Raw genomic sequence first — 19,324 nt, 5'->3', positions numbered from 1 at the left:
CTTCCCAGTAAGCGGCCGGGACAATTGCGGCAGGAGGTCATGCCCTGAGGGGACCTAAGTCCCCGGGGCCCCAACCCCCGCCGGGCTTAGTGTCGTTGCAGGCAGCACACGCTGTGCGCCTTTTCTTCGGGACGGCCGGGAGATGTGACGTGCAGAAGAGAAAAGACGTCGCCGAGACGCTCGTCAAGGCCGGGAGTTTCTTCACCCGCACCGCGGAGGTCTCGGGTGATCTGCACCGGGTGCAGCACACCGGTGGCCGGGAGGGCGAGTCCTTCTATCGCGACAGGTGGAGCCACGACAAGGTCGTGTATTCGACGCACGGCGTGAATTGCACGGGCTCGTGCCGCTGGAAGGTGTATGTCAAGGACGGCATCATCACATGGGAGACGCAGGCCACGGACTATCCGTCCGTCGGGCCCGACCGTCCCGAATACGAGCCTCGCGGCTGCCCGCGTGGAGCGTCCTTCTCCTGGTACACGTATTCGCCCACGCGCGTCCGTCATCCCCATGTGCGCGGCGCCCTGCTGGAGATGTACCGGGAGGCGAAGGCCCGCCTGCGGGACCCGGTGGCCGCGTGGGCCGACATCCAGGCCGACCCGGAGCGCCGCAGGCGGTATCAGCGGGCCCGCGGCAAGGGCGGCCTGGTGCGGGCGAGCTGGGAGGAGGCCGTCGAGATCGTGGCGGCCGCGCACGTCCACACGATCAAGGAGTACGGTCCCGACCGCGTCGCGGGCTTCTCCCCCATTCCCGCGATGTCGATGGCGTCGCATGCGGCGGGCGCCCGTTTTCATTCCCTCATCGGCGCCCCGATGCTGTCGTTCTACGACTGGTACGCGGATCTCCCGGTGGCCTCGCCGCAGGTTTTCGGCGACCAGACCGACGTACCGGAATCGGGTGACTGGTGGGACGCCGCGTATTTGATGATGTGGGGTTCGAATGTTCCGGTGACGCGGACGCCGGACGCGCACTGGATGGCGGAGGCCCGTTACCGCGGGCAGAAAGTCGTGACCGTTTCACCGGATTTCGCGGACAACACGAAGTTCGCCGACGAGTGGATGCATCCGCACCCCGGAACGGACGGCGCGCTCGCCCTCGCGATGGGGCATGTCATTCTCCGTGAATTCTTCGTCGAGCGGCGGACCCCGTTCTTCGAGGATTACGTACGCCGCTATACGGATCTGCCCTTTCTCGTCACTCTCGACGAAACCGAGAAAGGCCTTGTCCCGCACAAGTTCCTCACGGCGGCCGACCTGGGGGAAGAGACGGAGAACGCCCGGTGGAAGACCGTCCTCATCGATGACACGACCGGTGAGCCGACCGTCCCCAACGGCACGCTCGGCCACCGGTGGGCCACTACGGAGACACCCGACTGGAACCTCGACCTCGGCGACACCGTGCCCCGGCTCACGCTCCTGGGCGAGTCGCCCGAAAGCCTGGAAACCACCGCCGAGATCGTCCTGCCCCGCTTCGAGGACGACGACAACGGTGTCGTACGCCGTGGAGTCCCGGTCCGCCGCGTCGGCGGCCGCCTCGTCACCACCGTCTTCGACCTGATGCTCGCCCAGTACGGCGTCCCGCGCGCGGGGCTGCCCGGCGAGTGGCCCGCCTCCTACGAGGACGCCTCCCAGCCCGGCACTCCGGCCTGGCAGGAGACCCTCACCTCCGTGCCCGCCGCACAGGCCACGCGCGTGGCGCGCGAGTTCGCCGGGACCGCCGAGGCCTCCAAGGGCCGCTGCATGATCCTCATGGGGGCGGGCACCAACCACTGGTTCCACTCGGAGACGATCTACCGCGCCTTCCTGGCCCTGCTCACGCTCACCGGCTGCCAGGGCCGCAACGGCGGCGGATGGGGCCACTACGTAGGGCAGGAGAAGTGCCGCCCGGTCACCGGCTGGGCGACGCTCGCGAGCGCGTCCGACTGGGGGCGCCCGCCCCGGCACATGATCGGCGCGGGCTGGTTCTACCTCCACACCGACCAGTGGCGTTACGACACGCTGCCCGCCGAGGCCCTCGCGTCCCCCCTCGGAGACGGGCGCTTCGAGGGGATGACGGGCGCCGACTGCCTGGCCGCCTCGGCGCGCATGGGGTGGATGCCGTCGTACCCGACCTTCGACCGCAACCCCTTGGAGCTGGGCGCGGCCGAGGATCCCGTCGCCAGCGCCGTGCGGGGGCTCAAGGACGGCACGCTGGGCTTCGCGGGCGAGGATCCCGACGCGCCCGGCAACTGGCCGCGCGTGCTCAACGTGTGGCGGGCCAACCTGCTCGGCTCGTCGTCCAAGGGCAACGAGTACTTCCTCAAGCATCTGCTCGGCACGCACTCCAACCTCCCCGACGACGGGCCGCGTTGCGCGCCGCGCGATGTGAGGTGGCATCCGCGGGACGTCGAGGGCAAGCTCGATCTGCTGCTTAACCTCGACTTCCGGATGACGTCCACGACGCTGCTCTCCGATGTCGTGCTGCCGGCCGCCACCTGGTACGAGAAGCACGATCTGTCCTCCACCGACATGCATCCCTTCCTGCACGCCTTCACACCGGCCGTGGACCCGCCCTGGCAGGCCAGGAGCGACTACGACGCGTTCCTCGCCATCGCCCGGCGGTTCAGCGAACTCGCGGGCGCACACCTCGGCGTACGCCGTGATCTCGTCGCCACGGCCCTCCAGCACGACACTCCCGGCGGTGAGATGGCCCAGCCCGGCGGCGTCGCGCTCGACTGGTCGAAGGGCGAGTGCGAGCCCGTGCCGGGGCGCACCATGTACAACCTCACCGTCGTGGAGCGCGACTACGGAGCGGTCGGGGAGAAGTTCGCCGCGCTCGGCCCGCTGGTCGACCGGCTCGGGGTCACCACGAAGGCGGTCACCTATGACGTCGGCGAGGAGATCGCGTACCTGAAGGAGAAGAACGGCACGGTCCGCGGCGGCATCGCCGACGGCAGGCCGCGCCTGGACACCGCCCAGCGGGCCTGCGAGGCGATCCTGTCGCTCTCCGGGACCTCCAACGGGCGGCTGGCCACCCAGGGCTTCGAGACGCTGGAGAAGCGGGTCGGCACGGAGCTGGCGCAGCTGGCCGCGGAGGCCGAGGGCAAGCGGATCACCTTCGCGGACACCCAGGCAAGGCCGGTGCCTGTCATCACAAGCCCCGAGTGGTCCGGCAGCGAGTCCGGAGGGCGCCGCTATACCGCGTTCACCATCAACACCGAACACCTGAAGCCGTGGCACACCCTCACCGGGCGCCAGCACTTCTTCCTCGACCACGACTGGATCCACGAGGTCGGCGAGGCACTGCCCGTCTACAAGCCGCCGCTGAACATGCACCGCCTCTACGGAGAGCCCCAGTTGGGTTCCCGACCCGAGGGCAAGGAGGTGGCGGTGCGCTTCTTGACCCCGCACAACAAGTGGGCGATCCACTCCCAGTACCAGGACAACCTCTACATGATGACGCTGGGCCGCGGCGGGCAGACCGTGTGGATGTCCCCGCAGGACGCCGAGGCCATCGGTGTGCGCGACAACGAGTGGATCGAGGCCGTCAACCGCAACGGCGTCGTCACGGCCCGCGCGATCGTCTCCCACAAGATGCCCCCGGGGACGGTCTACATGAACCACGCCCAGGAGCGGACCGTCGGCGTCCCGAGGACCGAGAAGACCGGCCGCCGCGGCGGGATCCACAACTCCCTCACCCGGATCATGCTCAAGCCCACGCATCTGGTGGGCGGTTACGCCCAGTTGACGTGGGCCTTCAACTACCTGGGGCCGACCGGCAACCAGCGCGACGAGGTGACGGTCATCCGGCGCCGCGGCCAGGAGGTTCAGTACTGATGCGCGTCATGGCACAGGTAGCGATGGTCATGAACCTCGACAAGTGCATCGGCTGCCACACCTGTTCGGTCACCTGCAAGCAGGCGTGGACCAACCGCAAGGGCACCGAGTACGTCTGGTTCAACAACGTCGAGACGCTCCCCGGGCAGGGCTATCCGCGCCGCTGGGAGGACCAGGAGCGGTGGCGGGGCGGCTGGGAGCGGACGAGGTCCGGGCGGCTGCGGCTGAGGGCCGGAGGGCGCCTCAGGCGGCTCGGCCGGCTCTTCGCCAACCCCGAACTCCCGGAGCTGTCGGACTACTACCAGCCCTGGACGTACGAGTACAAGAACCTCACCGACGCCCCGGCGGGCGACGACATGCCGGTCGCCAGGCCCGTCTCGCAGACCACCGGTGAGCCCATCGGCACCATCGAGTGGGGCCCCAACTGGGACGACAACCTCGGCGGCGCCCCGGAGCACGCCACCAAGGACCCCCTGGTGGAGAAGGTCCGCGACGAGGTCGGCGAGAAGATCCGCTTCGAGTTCGAGCAGAGCTTCATGTTCTATCTGCCGCGGATCTGCGAGCACTGCCTCAACCCGGCGTGCGTCTCCTCGTGCCCCTCCGGAGCGATGTACAAGCGCGTGGAGGACGGCATCGTCCTGGTCGACCAGGACCAGTGCCGCGGCTGGCGGATGTGCGTCACCGGGTGCCCCTACAAGAAGGTCTACTTCAACCACGCCACCGGCAAGGCCGAGAAGTGCACGTTCTGCTTCCCGCGCGTGGAGGCCGGTATGCCGACGATCTGCTCGGAGACGTGCGTGGGGCGCATGCGCTACCTGGGCGTGATGCTCTACGACGCCGACAAGGTCACCGAAGCCGCCTTGGTGGCGGATGAACAGGACCTCTATCCCGCGCAGTTGGAGTGCTTCCTCGATCCGCACGACCCGGCGGTCGCCGCCGCCGCCCGCGCGTCCGGCATCACCGAGGAGTGGCTGGACGCGGCCCGCCGCTCCCCCGTGTACGACCTGATCCGCACCTACCAGATCGCCCTGCCGCTGCATCCGGAGTACCGCACCCTGCCGATGGTCTGGTACGTGCCGCCGCTGTCCCCGGTGGTCGAGGCGGTCGCCGCGGCCGGACGGGACGGCGAGGACGCGGGCAACCTCTTCGGGGCCATCGACGCGCTGCGCATCCCGGTGGAGTACCTCGCCGAACTGCTCACCGCGGGCGACACCTACGCCGTCGACGCGGTGCTGCGCCGCATGGCCGCCATGCGCGCCCACATGCGGCGCGTCAACCTCGGCCAGGAGCGCGACGGGTCCATCGCCGCCGCCGTCGGCCTGACCGGCCAGGAGATGGAGGACATGTTCCGCCTCCTCGCGATCGCCAAGTACGAGGACCGATACGTGATCCCGACCGCCGCCCGTGCCGACGCGGACGCCCTCGCCGACACGCATCCCCTGGAAGAGGGCTGCCCAGTGACCCAAGACGCCTACCAGGTGACCCAGGGCGGCTGCCCGGTCTCCTCGCCCGAGGGCCCCGGAGAGCCCGTGCTGCTCAACCTCGCCCCCACTCGGAGAAGCGCGTGAACACCGACGCCGTCATCCGGCTCGTCGCCGGCCGGCTGCTCCAGTACCCCGACGAGCGGCTGTACGCGGATCTGGAGCTGCTCCACGAGGCGGTGGACCAGCCCGCCCTGCGGGAATTCATCGCCCACGCGCGCGTGCGGCGGCCCCTGGACCTCGCCGCGCACTACACGGAAGTCTTCGACACCCGTAACCGGCGCTGCCTGTACCTGACTTGGTGGTCGGACGGCGACACCCGCAACCGCGGGCTCTCCCTGGTGCGCCTCAAGAAGGTCTACCGCGAGCACGGCCTGGAGTTCGCCTCCGAGGAGCTGCCCGACTTCCTGCCGGCCCTCCTGGAGTTCGCCGCACGCGAGGAGAGGGCGGGCACCGCCCTGCTGGAGGAGCACCGCGCCGGACTCGAACTGCTGCGCCTGGCCGTCACCGACTTCGGCACGCCCTACGCGCGCGTGCTCGAAGCGGCCTGCGCCACGCTCCCCGGGCCCTCGCCCACCACAAGGGCCGAGGCGAAGGCGCTCGCCCGCAACGGCCCGCCCCAAGAGAGCGTCGGCCTCGAACCCTTCGGGCCCGGCCTCGAACCCTTCGGCACCGGCGTCGAACTCCCGTGGCCCACCGTCCCGGAAAGGACCCCGGCGTAATGGACCTCCTCCTGTGGGGCGTCATGCCCTACGTCGCCGTCACCCTGCTGATCGCGGGCCTCGTCTGGCGGGCCCGCTACGACCGGTTCGGTCTGACCACGCACTCCTCGCAGCTGCACGAGTCACGGCTGCTGCGCGTCGGCTCACCGCTCTTCCACTTCGGGATGGCCTTCGTCGTGCTCGGCCACGTGGTCGGGCTGCTCGTCCCCGACAGCTGGACCGACGCGGTGGGCGTCAGCGACCACGCGTACCACCTGCTGGCCGTCTCCACGGGTGCCGTCGCGGGCCTCGCGGCGGCCGTGGGCGTCGGCATCCTCGTGTACCGGCGCCTGAGAGTGCCCGCCGTCCGCAAGGTCACCCTCCGCAGTGACCACGTGATGTACGCGGTCCTGCTCGGCGCGATGCTGCTCGGCCTGGTCGCGACCGCGCTCAACTCCTCCGGAGTGGTCGACTACAACTACCGCGAGGGCGTCTCGGTCTGGTTCCGCGGCCTGTTCGCCCTCCAGCCCGACTACCACCTGATGGGCGCGGCACCGCTCGCCTTCAAACTGCACGTCGTCCTCGGCTTCGCCCTCTTCGCGCTGATCCCCTTCTCCCGGCTCGCGCACATCGTCAGCGCCCCCTTCAAATACCTCTTCAGGCCCTACGTCGTCTACCGGCGCCGGGACCCGCGGCAGCTCGCGAACCGGGAGCCGAAGCGGGGCTGGGAGCGGGCGTCGTGAGCGGCGTCCTGCGGCGCCCCCGGCACGACATCGCCGAGCGGCCCTTCCTCGTCATCTGGGAGGCCACGCGCGCGTGCCCGCTGGCCTGCCTCCACTGCCGGGCCGAGGCGCGGCCCGCCCGGGACCCGCGCGAGCTGGACGGCGCGGACGCCTGCCGCCTCATGGACCAGATCGCGGCCTTCGGGAAGCCGGCCCCGCTCTTCGTGATCACGGGCGGCGATCCGTTCCAGCGGGCCGACCTCGCCGACCTGATCGCGTACGGGACGGCGCTCGGGCTCCGTGTCGCCGTCTCCCCCTCGGGGACGCCCACGCTGGACCGGACGAACCTGACAGCCGTACGCGACGCGGGCGCCGTCGCCCTCTCGCTGAGCGTCGACGGGTCGACGGCCGCGCGCCACGACGCGTTCCGGGGCGTGGACGGCGTCTTCGAGTGGACCCTCGACGGCTGGCGAACGGCCCGCGGACTGGGCCTGAGGGTACAGATCAACACCACCGTCACCCGGCACAGCCTGGAGGACCTGGCGGACATCGCGGCACTGGTGCGGCGCGAGGGCGCGATGCTGTGGAGCGGCTTCCTGCTCGTGCCGACCGGCCGAGGCGGACAGCTCTCCGCGCTCGGCGCCGACGAGGTCGAGGACGTACTGCACTTCCTGTACGACACCGGTGCGACGCTGGCCACCAAGACCACGGAGGGCCACCATTCCCGCCGTGTGGCGCTCCAGCGGGCCCTCCTGGAACGGCACGGCGAGGAGCCGGAGCTGGGCCCCCTGTACGCGCGTCTGACGGCACGCGCGCGTGCCCTGGGCCTGCACGACGGGCAGCGGCGCGCGGCCCGCAGGCCACCCATGGACGTGGGCTCCGGGCGCGGCTTCGTCTTCGTGTCGCACACCGGCGAGGTCCACCCCAGCGGCTTCCTGCCCCTGTCGGCGGGCAACGTGAGACACCATCCGCTCGCCGACATCTACCGGGGCACCGCGCTGTTCACGACGTTGCGTGACCCGTCGCTGCTGGAGGGCGCGTGCGGGCGCTGCGAGTTCAACGCCGTGTGCGGGGGCTCCCGTTCGCGCGCGTACGGGGCCACGGGGCGGCTTCTCGCCGCCGATCCCTGGTGCGCGTACGAGCCCGGCAGTTTCCCGTACCAGGACGAGCTGCGCGAGCTGCTCGCGGACGCGGGAGCGCGCCACGCGGCCCGCGCGGAAGGGAGCGCGGCATGACGCGTTCAGTGATCGTTGTCGGCGGTGGCATCAGCGGGCTGACCGCCGCCTGGCGGCTGCGCGGCGACGCGGAGGTGACCGTCCTGGAGTGCGCGCCCCGCATCGGCGGCAAGCTGCGCACCGGCACCCTCGCGGGCGTCCCGGTAGACGAGGGCGCCGAGTCGCTCATGGCGCTGCGCCCCGAGGCCGTGCGGCTCGCCCAGGACGTGGGGCTCGGCGACGACCTGTGCGACCCGGCGCCCGCACCCACCACGCTGTGGTCGGGCGGCGCGCTGCGCGCCCTCCCGGCGGGTCACGTCATGGGCATCCCCGCCGACCCCGCCGCACTGGAGGGCACCGGGCTGCTGTCCGACGAGGGGGTGGCCCGGCTGCGCCACGAGGAGACGCTGCCCGCCGAGGCGCGGACCGAGGACGTGTCGGTCGCCGAGTACCTCGGCGGGCGGCTCGGTCAGGAGGCGGTGGACAGGCTCGTGGAGCCCCTGCTCGGCGGCGTCTACGCGGGCCGCCCCGACCGCCTCTCGCTGCGGGCCGCGCTGCCGCGCGTGGCGGCGGTCGCCGAGCGGGGGGAACCGCTGCTTCAGGCGCTGCGCCGGATGCGTACCTCTGGGGCGCCCGGAGCGGGTGGCTCCCCGGACGGGGCATCCGGCAAAGGCGCAGCCCCCTATGCGGAGCCTCGCGAAAGTGCCGCCCCACGCGCGGGCGCCGTGAAAACCGTCGCCGTCCAGGGACTGCGCGGCGGTACCGGACGCCTGCCGCTCGCCGTCGCCGAGGCGAGCGGCGCCCGGATCCTGACCGCCACGCGCGTGCGGGAGCTCCAGCGCACCTCCGCCGGCCGGTGGCGCGTGCTCGCCGTCACCGGGGACGGGCCGCTGCTCCTGGAGGCGGACGCGGTGGTCCTCGCCGTGCCCGCCTACGAGGCCGCCGAGCTGCTGCGCCCGCACGCGCCGCTCGCCGACGCCGACCTCGGGGCGATCCAGCACGCGAGCACCGCCGTGGTGACCCTGGCGTTCCCGCGTACGCAGGCACTGTCGCGGGCGCGCGCCCTCCCCGAGGGCAACGGCTTCCTTGTGCCCGCCGTGGACGGCCGCTCCCTGAAGGCGGCCACCTTCCTCAGCAACAAGTGGCGGTGGCAGTCCGAGGCGGCCCCCGACCTCTTCCTGCTGCGCACCTCGATCGGGCGGGTGGCCGAGGAGCACCGGCTCGCCGTCCCCGACCGCCACCTGGTCCACACCTCCGTGACCGAGCTGCACCAGGCCGCGGGCCCCATCGGCGAGCCCGTCGCGGCGCGCGTCACCCGGTGGGAGCGCGGCCTGCCGCAGTACGGCGTCGGCCACACCGACCGCGTCGCCCGCGTCCACGAGGCCGTCGGCAAGCTGCCCGGCCTCGAACTGTGCGGGGCCGCGTACGAGGGTGTGGGCGTCGCCGCCTGTGTGGCGACCGGCGAGGCAGCGGCCCGCCGCCTCACGGAGGGCTGACCCCCGCCGGGCCACCCCCAGGCCTCACCCCCCCCGACCTCACCCCCAGGCCTCACCCACACGGCCCGCGCCCCGAGCGCCCCGTCAGGACCCCCCGCAGGATGGGCACATGCCCTCACAGTCCCAGCCACGCGCCCGCGCCACGGCCGCCGCCGCCCTGCTCCTGTCCGCCACGCTCGCGGCGTGCGGCGGCGACGGCGACTCCAAGGACGAGGATCTGTCGGCCCAGAAGCTGAACTGGAAGGACTGCCCCGCTCCCGCCGACTCCGAGGGCGGGGGCGAGGCCCCCTCGCCGCTGCCCGGCGGCGCCGAGTGGCAGTGCGCCACCATGAAGGCCCCTCTCGACTGGACGGAGCCGAAGGGGGACACGATCGGCATCGCGCTGATCAAGGCCGCCGCGAGCGGCGACAAGGGCCACCGCATCGGCTCCCTCGTCTTCAACTTCGGCGGCCCCGGCGGATCGGGCGTCACCACGCTGCCCGCCTTCGGTTCGGACTACGCCAAGCTGCGCACCCGCTACGACCTGGTGAGCTTCGACCCACGCGGAGTCGGCCGCAGCGCGGGAATCGAATGCGAGGACGACGAACAGCTCGACGAGTACTTCCAGCAGGACTCCACCCCCGACGACGACGCCGAGAAGAAGAAGCTGGTCGAGAACGTCAAGGCCTTCAACAGCGCCTGCGACAAGAACTCCGGCAAGACGCTTCCCCACGTGCGCACCACCGACGCGGCCCGCGACATGGATCTGATGCGCCAGGTCCTAGGCGACGACAAGCTGCACTACTTCGGCATCTCGTACGGCACCGAACTCGGCGGCGTCTACGCCCACTTGTTCCCAAAGAAGGTGGGCCGTGCCGTCTTCGACGCGGTCGTCGACCCCACCCAGAGCGCCGAGGAGGGCTCGCTCGGCCAGGCCAAGGGGTTCCAGCTCGCGCTCGACAACTTCGCGAAGGACTGCACCTCCAAGGTGGAGGACTGCCCGCTCGGCGACACGGAGAAGGACGTCAAGGAGCGGATCGCGACGTTCCTCGACGACCTCGACAGCAAGCCGATCCCGGGCCTCCCGCCCCGCGATCTGACCCAGACCGCGGCCACCAACGGCATCCTGCAAGCCCTGTACTCCAAGGACTTCTGGCCGTACCTCACACAAGGTCTCGAAGAGGCGTACGAGGGCGACGGCAGGATCCTGATGTCGCTCTCGGACTCGATGAACGGACGCGACGAGGACGGCGAGTACAGCAACATCCAGGCCGCCAACATCGCCATCAACTGCGCCGACGACAAGGCGCGCTACTCCACGCGGTACATCGAGGAGAAGCTGCCCGCCTTCCGCAAGGCGTCGCCGCTGTTCGGCGACTACCTGGCGTGGGGCATGGCCGGCTGCACCGACTGGGCCGTCGAGGGCCAGGCCGACCACCCGGACGTCGGCGCCGCGGGCGCGCCGCCCATCGTCGTCATCGGCAACACCGGCGACCCGGCCACACCGTACGAGGGCGCCCGCGCGATGGCGCGGGCCCTCGGCAAGGGCGTCGGCGTCGAGGTGACGTACAAGGGCGAGGGCCATGGGGCGTACGACAGCAAGAACGCGTGCGTGCGCGACGCGGTGGACGGCTATCTCCTCGACGGCGAGGTCCCGAAGACCGGAACCGTCTGCTCCTGACCTCTCGAATGGCCCACCCCGGTCACTGTCAGTGGTCCCGCCTACTATGGCTTGACTGTCTTCCAAGGGGGGAAGCGCCTTCATGCAGCGTTATCTACGGTCCGCGGCGGTGGCCGCCGCAGGAATTCTGGTGGCGGGGCTCGCCGTCGGCTGCGACGGCTCTTCCGATGACCACAAGGGCCAGGGGAAGCGGGACGAGAAGGGCGCCGGCAAGGGCCTCGCCGCCCAGAAGCTCGACTGGGACCGCTGCAAGGCGCCCGAAGGCGGCACCGCGCCGGGCTCCGGCTGGCAGTGCGCCACGCTCAAGGTCCCCTTGGACTACGCGAAGCCGGACGGCGAGACGATCGGCATCGCCCTGATCCGCGGCAAGTCCACCGGCAAGGGCGACCGCATCGGCTCCCTCGTCTTCAACTTCGGCGGCCCCGGCGGATCGGGCGTCTCCGGGCTGCCGTCCTTCGCCGACATGTACGACTCGCTGCGCGAGCGGTACGACCTGGTGAGCTTCGACCCGCGCGGGGTCGGCGCCAGCGAGGGTCTGCGCTGCCGCGACGACAAGGCCACCCAGGCCGCCGAGGAGAAGGTCGACCTCACGCCGGACACCCCGGCCGAGGAGAAGGCGTACTTCCAGGACGCGGCGGAGTTCGGGGCGGGCTGCGCGCGCGGCGCGAAGAAGCTCATCGGCCATGTGTCGACCGTCGAGGCCGCCCGCGACATGGACCTCATGCGCCAGGTCCTCGGCGACGACAAGCTGCACTACATGGGCATCTCGTACGGCACCGAGCTGGGTGGTACGTACGCGCACCTGTTCCCCAAGCGCGTCGGCCGCCTCGCCATGGACGCGGTCGTCGACCCCAGCGCGGACGCGGTCGGCCACGCGGAGAACCAGGCGCGGGGCTTTCAGCGCGCCCTCGAGAACTACTTCAAGTCCCGCGGCCAGGACCCCGAGGCGGGCGCCGCGAAGATAGCGAAGCTCTTCGACCGGCTGGACGCCGAGCCGATGCGCACGTCGGGCGACCGGAAGCTGACCGAGTCCCTGGCGAGCACCGGCATCCTGGTCACGCTCTACAGCAAGCAGACCTGGCCCATGCTCACCCGCGGCCTCCAGGACGCCGAGAAGGGCGACGGCTCGACCCTGCTCCAGCTCGCCGACGCGTACAACGAACGCGACCCCTCCGGCCGCTACAGCACGCAGAGCCACGCGCAGCGGGCGATCTCCTGTCTGGACGCCAAGGCGCGGTCCACTCCGGAGGAGGCCAAGAAGCGGCTGGACCGGTTCCGTGAGATCTCGCCGGTCTTCGGGAAGTTCATGGCCTGGGACACCGCGGGCTGGTGCCACGAGTGGCCGGTGGCCGGACTGCACGACTCCCCCGAGGTGAGCGCCCCGGGCGCGGCCCCGATCCTGGTCATCGGCAACACCGGCGACCCGGCGACCCCCTACGAGGGCGCCCGCAAGATGGCGGACGAGCTGGGCAAGGGCGTGGGCGTCCACATGACCTGGAAGGGCGAGGGCCATGGCGCGTACGGCAACGGCAGCGACTGCGTGGACGACACGGTCGACGACTACCTGCTGAACGGCAAGGCCCCGAAGGACGGCAAGGTCTGCGAGTCCTGATCGGCACATGACGAAGGCCCCGCACCGGATGGCGCGGGGCCTTTCGCCTGACAGACCTGACAGACCTGACAGACCTAGTAGACCGGCTTCTCGGGCTCGATCTGGTGGACCCAGCCGATCACGCCGCCGCCCACGTGCACCGCGTCCGAGAAGCCCGCCGACTTCAGGACGGCGAGGACTTCCGCACTGCGGACACCCGTCTTGCAGTGCAGGACGATCTTCTTGTCCTGCGGCAGGCTCTCCAGGGCGGTGCCCATGAGGAACTCGTTCTTGGGGATCAGCTTGGCGCCGGGGATCGAGACGATCTCGTACTCGTTGATCTCGCGGACGTCGATGATCTCGATGTTCTCGCCCTCGTCGATCCACTCCTTGAGCTGCTTGGGAGTGATCGTCGAGCCGGCCGCCGCCTCCTGGGCCTCCTCGGAGACGACGCCGCAGAAGGCCTCGTAGTCGATGAGTTCGGTGACGGTGGGGTTCTCGCCGCAGACCGCGCAGTCGGGGTCCTTGCGGACCTTGACCTGGCGGTACTGCATCTCCAGGGCGTCGTAGATCATCAGGCGGCCGACCAGCGGCTCGCCCGTGCCCGTGAGGACCTTGATCGCCTCGGTGACCTGGATGGAGCCGATCGACGCGCACAGCACGCCGAGCACGCCGCCCTCGGCGCAGGAGGGGACCATGCCGGGCGGCGGGGGCTCCGGGTAGAGGCAGCGGTAGCAGGGGCCGTGCTCGGACCAGAAGACCGACGCCTGGCCGTCGAAGCGGTAGATGGAGCCCCACACGTACGGCTTGTTGAGGAGCACGCACGCGTCGTTGACCAGGTAGCGCGTCGCGAAGTTGTCCGTGCCGTCGACGATCAGGTCGTACTGGCCGAAGATGTCCATCACGTTGTCGGCCTCGAGCCGCTCTTCGTGGAGGATCACGTTCACGTACGGGTTGATGCCGAGGACCGAGTCCTTCGCGGACTGCGCCTTCGAGCGGCCGATGTCCGCCTGGCTGTGGATGATCTGCCGCTGGAGGTTGGACTCGTCGACCTCGTCGAACTCGACGATGCCGAGCGTGCCGACACCGGCCGCGGCCAGGTACATCAGCGCCGGGGACCCGAGGCCACCGGCGCCGACACACAGCACCTTGGCGTTCTTCAGCCGCTTCTGCCCGTCCATCCCGACATCCGGGATGATCAGGTGGCGGGAGTACCTGCGGACCTCGTCGACGGTGAGCTCAGAGGCGGGCTCGACCAGGGGTGGCAGCGACACGGGGACTCCGTTGGTCGTTATTTCGGAACGGTTGTTCTCTCCGTAACACTGCCACGCCCCCCTTCATTCCGAGACACCCGTTCCGATACGCGAGACGATTTCGTCCCAGTAACCGGGCATGGACTCCCAAGGGTCCCCCGCGCCCGCCCCGTCGACCCGGTCGGTGAAGTAGATCGTCGAGGCGCCCTGCCAGCGGGCGATGCGCAGCGCCTCCTCCAGGTGCCCGCGCGGCATGCCGTGCACGAAGTGGCAGAAACGGTCGGGCGGATAGTCGGCGGTCCACTCCGCCACCTGTGACCAGCGGTAATCGCTCCAGGAGCCCGCGAAGGTCACCAACTGGTCGCCCGTTTCGGCATATCCGGGATACGGATGCGTCCCGTGGCCGAGCACGATGTGCGCGTGGTCGACGAGGGCGCGCAGCGTGGTGACGGTCCTGTGCACCTCCGGGAGGGCGGTCCGCTCCGTGGGACAGCGGTCCAGCGAGAAGCCGTCGACCTGGTACCAGTCGAGAAAGCGGTGCGCGTCGGAGACGAGTTCCCCGAAGGGGCGTGCGCCGTGCCGCGCGTCGAGGTGGCCGAGGACGCGGACGCCCGCGTTCCGCAGGCGTCCCGCCGCTTCCAGGCAGTGCGGGTCGGGCCGATCACCCGGGCCGTTCGCGACATTCAGGACAACCCACTTCAAAGGGGTGCCTGGCCGGGTGAGTTCGCCCCATTCGACGGGGGCGACGAGCGGGTGGGCGAAGCCCGGGATGCCGAATCCGGTGCGTACGCCGGTGTCGGCGGCGCCCCTCGTTGTCCTGGTCAGATGCGGCATGCGGCCTCCATCCAGATGTCGGCGAGCGACTCTTCGAGGTTGATGCGGGGCCGCCAGCCGAGCCGGTCGCGTGCGGTGCGCACATCGGCCTGCTGCCAGCTGCCGCAGCCGTCCGGGTAGGGGTACGCGGTCGGGGCGCCGTGTTCCGCCTCGCCGCGGGGGTGGCCGATGGCCGCCCGCACGGGGACCTGGTCGAGTTCGTGCAGGGCGCCGCCGTATCCGGCGACGCGGGCGAGCACGGCGGCCGCGTCGCGCAGCCGCACGGCGCGGCCCGCGCCGATGTTCACGATGCCCTGGGCGGCGGAGAGCGAGGCCGCGTGCACGGCCCGCGCCACATCGCGTACGTCGACGAAGTCCCGCTGCACGCCGAGGCCGCCGAGCTTCAGCTCGCCGTCGCCCGCCTGCATCGCGCGCCGCATGGCCTCGGCGAGCCGTCCGAGCGGTGATCCGGCGGGCGTGCCGGGCCCGGCGGGCGAGAAGACCCGCAGGACGACGGCGTCGAGGCCGGAGCCGAGCACGAGTTCGGTCGCGGCGAGCTTGCTGACGCCGTAGGGCCCGCCGGGCCTCGGCACGGCGTCCTCCGCGGTGGAGGAACCCGGCTGGCTCGGTCCGTACTCGGCGCCGCAGCCGAGCTGCACGAGCCGCGCCCCGCAGCCGCTGCGGCGCAGGGCCTCGCAGATGGTGGCGACGGCGACGGTGTTGTGCCGGGTCAGCTCGCGGGCTCCGCCGCGGGTGGCGCCGGCGCAGTTGATGACGACGCCCGGGTGGACGGCGTCCAGGAAGCGCGTGAGCGCGCCCGGGCTGCCGCTGGCGAGGTCGAACCGTACGTCCGAGTCGTCGCCGCGGCCGAGGGCGGTGAGCTGCACCGCGGGGTCGGCGAGCAGCCGGTCTGCGACGAACCGGCCGAGGTATCCGTTGGCTCCGATCAGCAGCACCCTCATCGGGCGCCTCCCGGGGTGGCCGCTCGGAGGCGGAGACGGCTGCGGGTGGTCATCTGGTGTTCTCCTTCGAGGTGTTGCCGTGGGTCACGGGGTCCGGCCCGCGGTGTCGGCCCCGCGGGAGAGTGGTCGTGTCGGTCTGTGGGGTGCGGCTTACGTCGCGGCGCCGGGGCCGGCGTGGGCCGAAGCCAGGGTCAGGGTCCTGGCCGCGTGGATCAGGAGGGCGAGGGCGGCGGCCCCGCACGCGGTGGCGGGGACGATGCCGGGGCCCCAGGCGTCGACGGCCGCCGTGACGGGTGCCGCCAGCGCGTCGCAGCCCGGCAGGCGCCCCGCGAACACCAGGGCGGGCGCCGCCACTTCGCAGGCCCCGGTGGCGCCGAGCAGCAGGGCGGGGGCGCGTGTGAAGCCGTACACGCCGAGCAGCCGGGCGAGCAGCAGCAGGGCGCCCAGTGCACCGGCCCCGGCAAGGGCCGAGGGGCTGCCGGGGGTGGCGGGCAGCGCGTCCGCCACCGCCTGCGCCGCGTCCGCCACCGCCCGCGCCGCCGCGAGTGACGCCCCGAGGGCGGTGAGGAACAGCGCGAGGACGCCGAGCAGCAGCGGCCTTGCGGAGGCGGCGAATTCGTCGAGCCCGCGGCTGGCCCCGAGCCGCCTCTTGGCCTGTACGGCGAAGAGCCGGGCGCACCAGGTCGCGGGGGCGACGGCGAGGGTGAGGCCGAGCGCCGCGGCGACGGCGGGCACCCAGAGGTCGCCGGGGCCGTCGGGGCCGCCCTCGACGGCGCTCCGCAGCAGTCCGTCACCGAGCAGGGCGTACGCGATGAGCCAGCACAGCCACGCGCGCGTGGCGGGCGTCAGGGGGGTGGTGGCGCGCAGTGGTCCGTTCCGCAGGGCTATCTGCAGCGCCAGGGCGACGGCGAGCGCGCCGCCGATCGCCGCCGCGGCCCGTGGGGCCCCGGTGGTCAGGCCGGTCCCCGCCAGGGCCGCCGCGCACGCCGCGCCGGGCAGCAGCGCGAACAGGGCCCACCCGGGGCGTACTTCGGGCGCGTCGCGTACGTCGGTCCTGGCGCCGGAGCGGACTCGGCTGCCGTCATCGTCGGCGCGGGGCACGCGCGCGTACATCTCCTCGGCGAGGGCGAACACGTCCCGGTGCCGGTAGCGAGCGGCGGCCCGGTCGGTGACGCCGTGCGCCTCGAGCCCCGCGGCGATCTCCAGCGGGTCGACGGCCCGTGCGCACAGGTCGCGGTGCCGGTGCATCAGGGCCTTCACGGGGTCGGCGGCACCGCGAGCCTCGCCCCTGGGCGTCCGGCCCCGCTCGCCACACCCCCGCCCGGCGTCGGCCCCGCGGGCTTCCCCGCCGGCGTCGGCCCCGCGGACGCCCCCTCCGGCATCCGCACCACTGACGTCCGCCCCGCAGGCTCCCCCGAGGTCACCCGCCTCGCCTCGCACGCCCCCCGCGCGCCCGCGCGTATCCCATCCGCTGTCTCCCTCGTCGTCATCGCCGCGATCCCCACCGCCCCAGAGATCCCCCTCCCCGAAGTCAGGAAGGGACCGCCCCCAGAGGGGTGCGTCACCGGTGCCCGGCAGTGCCGGGGGCTCCCGGTGGACCGGTGTCAGCGCCGTGGCCGCCAGTAGTTCCTCGGAGCGGGAGTCCCACCCGCTCGCCCCCGCCGGGGTCCTCGGTACGTCCACGCCCCCCGCACACTCCTGCCGCCTCATACGACCGCCCCCTTCAACTGCTCCCGTTCATCCACCTGGTGGGGGCCGACCGCGGCCGCCCACCGCCCCGGCACATACGCCTCGGCCGGGTGCGCGAAGGGGACCGGCTCGCCCGCCTCGTCCAATGCGTCCCTCCGCACCGGGCAGTGCGAGACGATTTCCAGGTAAATGCCGCGAAATGCCGCGACGTTCTGCTCCACGGTGAAGAGTTCGAGCGCCCGCGCCCGCGCCGCCGCACCCAGGCGCGCGCAGCGCGTGGGGTCGCGCAGGAGCGCCACGCACGCCTCCGCGAGCGCCCGCGGATTGCGCGGCGGTACGACGAGCCCCGTGCCGCCGATGACCTCCACCACCGCGCCGACATCCGTCGAGACGGTCGCGCGCCCGCAGAACATGGCCTCGACCAGGCTGATCGGGAAGCCTTCGACGACGCTGGAGAGCACCACCACCGCGCCCGCGGCATACGCGTCGGCGAGGTCCGGCAACTCGGGTCCGCCGACCTCCTCGAAGGAGACGGGGTTGTCGCCGACGGCGTGCGCCCCCTCCGCCTCGTCGGGGAAGAGCTGCGCGGCGAGCGCCCGGCACTGGGCGAGGTAGTCCACGGCCTCACGCCCCTCGGCGGGCGCCCCGACGATCCGCAGGCGTGCCTTCGGCTCCTCCCTGCGGACCTCGGCGAAGGCGTGGAGCAGCGAGATCAGGTCCTTGGCGGGCTCGACGCGGCCGACCCACAGGAGGGTGCGGTGGGCGGCGCCGAGGTCGTCGTAGCCCCGCTCGCCGATCTCCGAGAAGCGGCCGGACTCCATGCCGGGGTAGACCGTGCGCAGCTTGGCCCGGTCGGCGCCGCACCGCTCCTGCCAGCGGCGGGCGTGGGTGTTGCCGGGGGTGACCAGCACGGCCTGGCCGTAGACCTCGGCGGCGAGGAGGCCGTGGAAGGAGGCGAGCAGCGCCCGGGCCGGCGCGCTCAGGTCCATGTCGCCCGCGGCGAGGTGGTGGGCGCGCAGCTGTACGCCGTACTCGGTGACGAGCAGCGGCACACCCGCGAAGTGCCTGGCGAGCAGTCCGGGCAGCGCCGCGGGCCCGCCGGACGCGGCGTGGCAGAGGTCGGCCGCGCCGAGCGCGTCGTCGTCGTACCAGTCGAGGGAGAGGGGTCGCAGCGCCCGTTCGATCAGGCCGGCGGCGACGAGCAGGTCGCAGACGCGTGCGGTGCGGGCGGCGCGCAGTGCGCCGGGCGCGCGGCAGGCGCTCTCCAGGGCGCGCACGGCGGCCTCCGAGCGCAGCGCGCCGACAAGTCCGCCCTCGTCGCGGGCGAGTTCGGCGAGGCCGTAGAGGGCGTTGGCGAAACGGTCCGCCACATGGCCGGAGCCGGCCTCCGGTGCGGCCTCCCGCCCCGCGCCCCCCGCCCCGCCCCGGCACACCACATCCGCCAGTTCCCCGAAGCACTCCGTGAACCGGCGCCGCGCCCGCCGCCCGCGCCCGCCGTGGGGTCCGGCGGAGCGGAGTGCCCGGTCGTCGGCGGTCCACAGCGGCGCCGTGCGCACCCGGGCGACCTGGGGCGGGAGTCCGACCCAGCCCCGCGCCTCCTGCCGCTCGTCGCGGCTGAGCGCGTAGACATCGAACTCGTGCTGCCCGAGCCCGCGCACGAGCCGGTCGCACCAGAGCCGGCCCTCACCACCCACATATGGGTAGCCACCCTCCGTAAGCAGTGCAACGCGCACGAGCGCACCCCCGATCTCCCGTCTGGGGAGCCGCCGTTGGTCGGCGGCTCACAGCGGGACGAACGTATGCGGTCATGCCGGTGGCGCGACGGACGGTTGTCCATCGCGCCACCAAAAGGGGTGAACGGCCGTAACTTTCCCGCGCCGGTAGCGTTCTGTCGCGCTATAGCGCCTCAGAAGCGCTCAGAAGCCCCTCC

At 72.1% G+C, this 19,324-nt stretch carries 13 protein-coding genes; 8 read left to right on the top strand and 5 right to left on the bottom strand.

From position 1 onward, the window contains the following. Positions 1–149 precede the first annotated feature (149 nt). The 8 genes from DMA15_RS24870 to DMA15_RS24835 all read left to right on the top strand — a co-directional run bounded on the left by DMA15_RS24870 (position 150) and on the right by DMA15_RS24835 (position 12,698). On the top strand, positions 150–3,812 hold the full coding sequence (locus DMA15_RS24870) for a nitrate reductase subunit alpha (RefSeq protein WP_125514979.1): 3,663 nt from the start codon (positions 150–152) through the stop codon (positions 3,810–3,812). Beyond that, positions 3,812–5,380, top strand: a complete 1,569-nt coding sequence (gene narH, locus DMA15_RS24865; RefSeq protein WP_125514978.1) for a nitrate reductase subunit beta — start codon at positions 3,812–3,814, stop codon at positions 5,378–5,380. The genes DMA15_RS24870 and narH overlap by 1 nt, the downstream gene beginning before the upstream one ends. Further along, positions 5,377–6,015, top strand: coding sequence for a nitrate reductase molybdenum cofactor assembly chaperone (narJ, locus tag DMA15_RS24860; protein ID WP_125514977.1), 639 nt, complete (start codon positions 5,377–5,379; stop codon positions 6,013–6,015). Before narH ends, narJ begins: the two co-directional genes overlap by 4 nt. Beyond that, positions 6,015–6,737, top strand: a complete 723-nt coding sequence (gene narI, locus DMA15_RS24855) for a respiratory nitrate reductase subunit gamma (protein ID WP_125514976.1) — start codon at positions 6,015–6,017, stop codon at positions 6,735–6,737. Before narJ ends, narI begins: the two co-directional genes overlap by 1 nt. Beyond that, a complete protein-coding gene (locus DMA15_RS24850; RefSeq protein ID WP_240659924.1) occupies positions 6,734–7,951 on the top strand; it encodes a TIGR04053 family radical SAM/SPASM domain-containing protein in 1,218 nt (405 codons plus the stop codon). The genes narI and DMA15_RS24850 overlap by 4 nt, the downstream gene beginning before the upstream one ends. Then, positions 7,948–9,426, top strand: coding sequence for a protoporphyrinogen oxidase (hemG, locus tag DMA15_RS24845; protein ID WP_240659923.1), 1,479 nt, complete (start codon positions 7,948–7,950; stop codon positions 9,424–9,426). The genes DMA15_RS24850 and hemG overlap by 4 nt, the downstream gene beginning before the upstream one ends. Before the next feature lie 109 nt (positions 9,427–9,535). Continuing rightward, entirely contained in the window at positions 9,536–11,086 is a 1,551-nt protein-coding gene (locus DMA15_RS24840) for an alpha/beta hydrolase (protein WP_125514975.1), read from the top strand. An 82-nt stretch (positions 11,087–11,168) separates the two neighbouring features. Further along, a complete protein-coding gene (locus DMA15_RS24835; RefSeq protein WP_125514974.1) occupies positions 11,169–12,698 on the top strand; it encodes an alpha/beta hydrolase in 1,530 nt (509 codons plus the stop codon). A gap of 74 nt (positions 12,699–12,772) precedes the next feature. Here the strand turns inward: DMA15_RS24835 and moeZ are convergent, their stop codons facing one another. The 5 genes from moeZ to DMA15_RS24810 all read right to left on the bottom strand — a co-directional run bounded on the left by moeZ (position 12,773) and on the right by DMA15_RS24810 (position 19,127). Then, a complete protein-coding gene (moeZ, locus tag DMA15_RS24830) occupies positions 12,773–13,951 on the bottom strand; it encodes an adenylyltransferase/sulfurtransferase MoeZ (RefSeq protein ID WP_125514973.1) in 1,179 nt (392 codons plus the stop codon). 63 nt (positions 13,952–14,014) lie between these two features. Continuing rightward, positions 14,015–14,764 (bottom strand): spherulation-specific family 4 protein, encoded by a 750-nt coding sequence (locus tag DMA15_RS24825; RefSeq protein ID WP_125514972.1) that lies wholly within the window; start codon positions 14,762–14,764, stop codon positions 14,015–14,017. Then, a complete protein-coding gene (locus tag DMA15_RS24820) occupies positions 14,752–15,705 on the bottom strand; it encodes an NAD-dependent epimerase/dehydratase family protein (protein WP_125514971.1) in 954 nt (317 codons plus the stop codon). Before DMA15_RS24820 ends, DMA15_RS24825 begins: the two co-directional genes overlap by 13 nt. Before the next feature lie 150 nt (positions 15,706–15,855). Next, complete coding sequence (locus DMA15_RS24815) at positions 15,856–16,953, bottom strand: hypothetical protein (RefSeq protein ID WP_125514970.1); 1,098 nt, start codon at positions 16,951–16,953, stop codon at positions 15,856–15,858. 458 nt (positions 16,954–17,411) lie between these two features. Further along, positions 17,412–19,127, bottom strand: coding sequence for a DUF3492 domain-containing protein (locus tag DMA15_RS24810; protein WP_125514969.1), 1,716 nt, complete (start codon positions 19,125–19,127; stop codon positions 17,412–17,414). Positions 19,128–19,324: the final 197 nt, after the last annotated feature.

Source organism: Streptomyces sp. WAC 01529 (assembly GCF_003945545.1).
Classification (GTDB): Bacteria; Actinomycetota; Actinomycetes; order Streptomycetales; family Streptomycetaceae; genus Streptomyces; species Streptomyces anatolicus.
The sequence above is the reverse complement of the archived record's forward strand: the minus strand, read 5'-3'. Positions and strand labels throughout refer to the sequence as shown.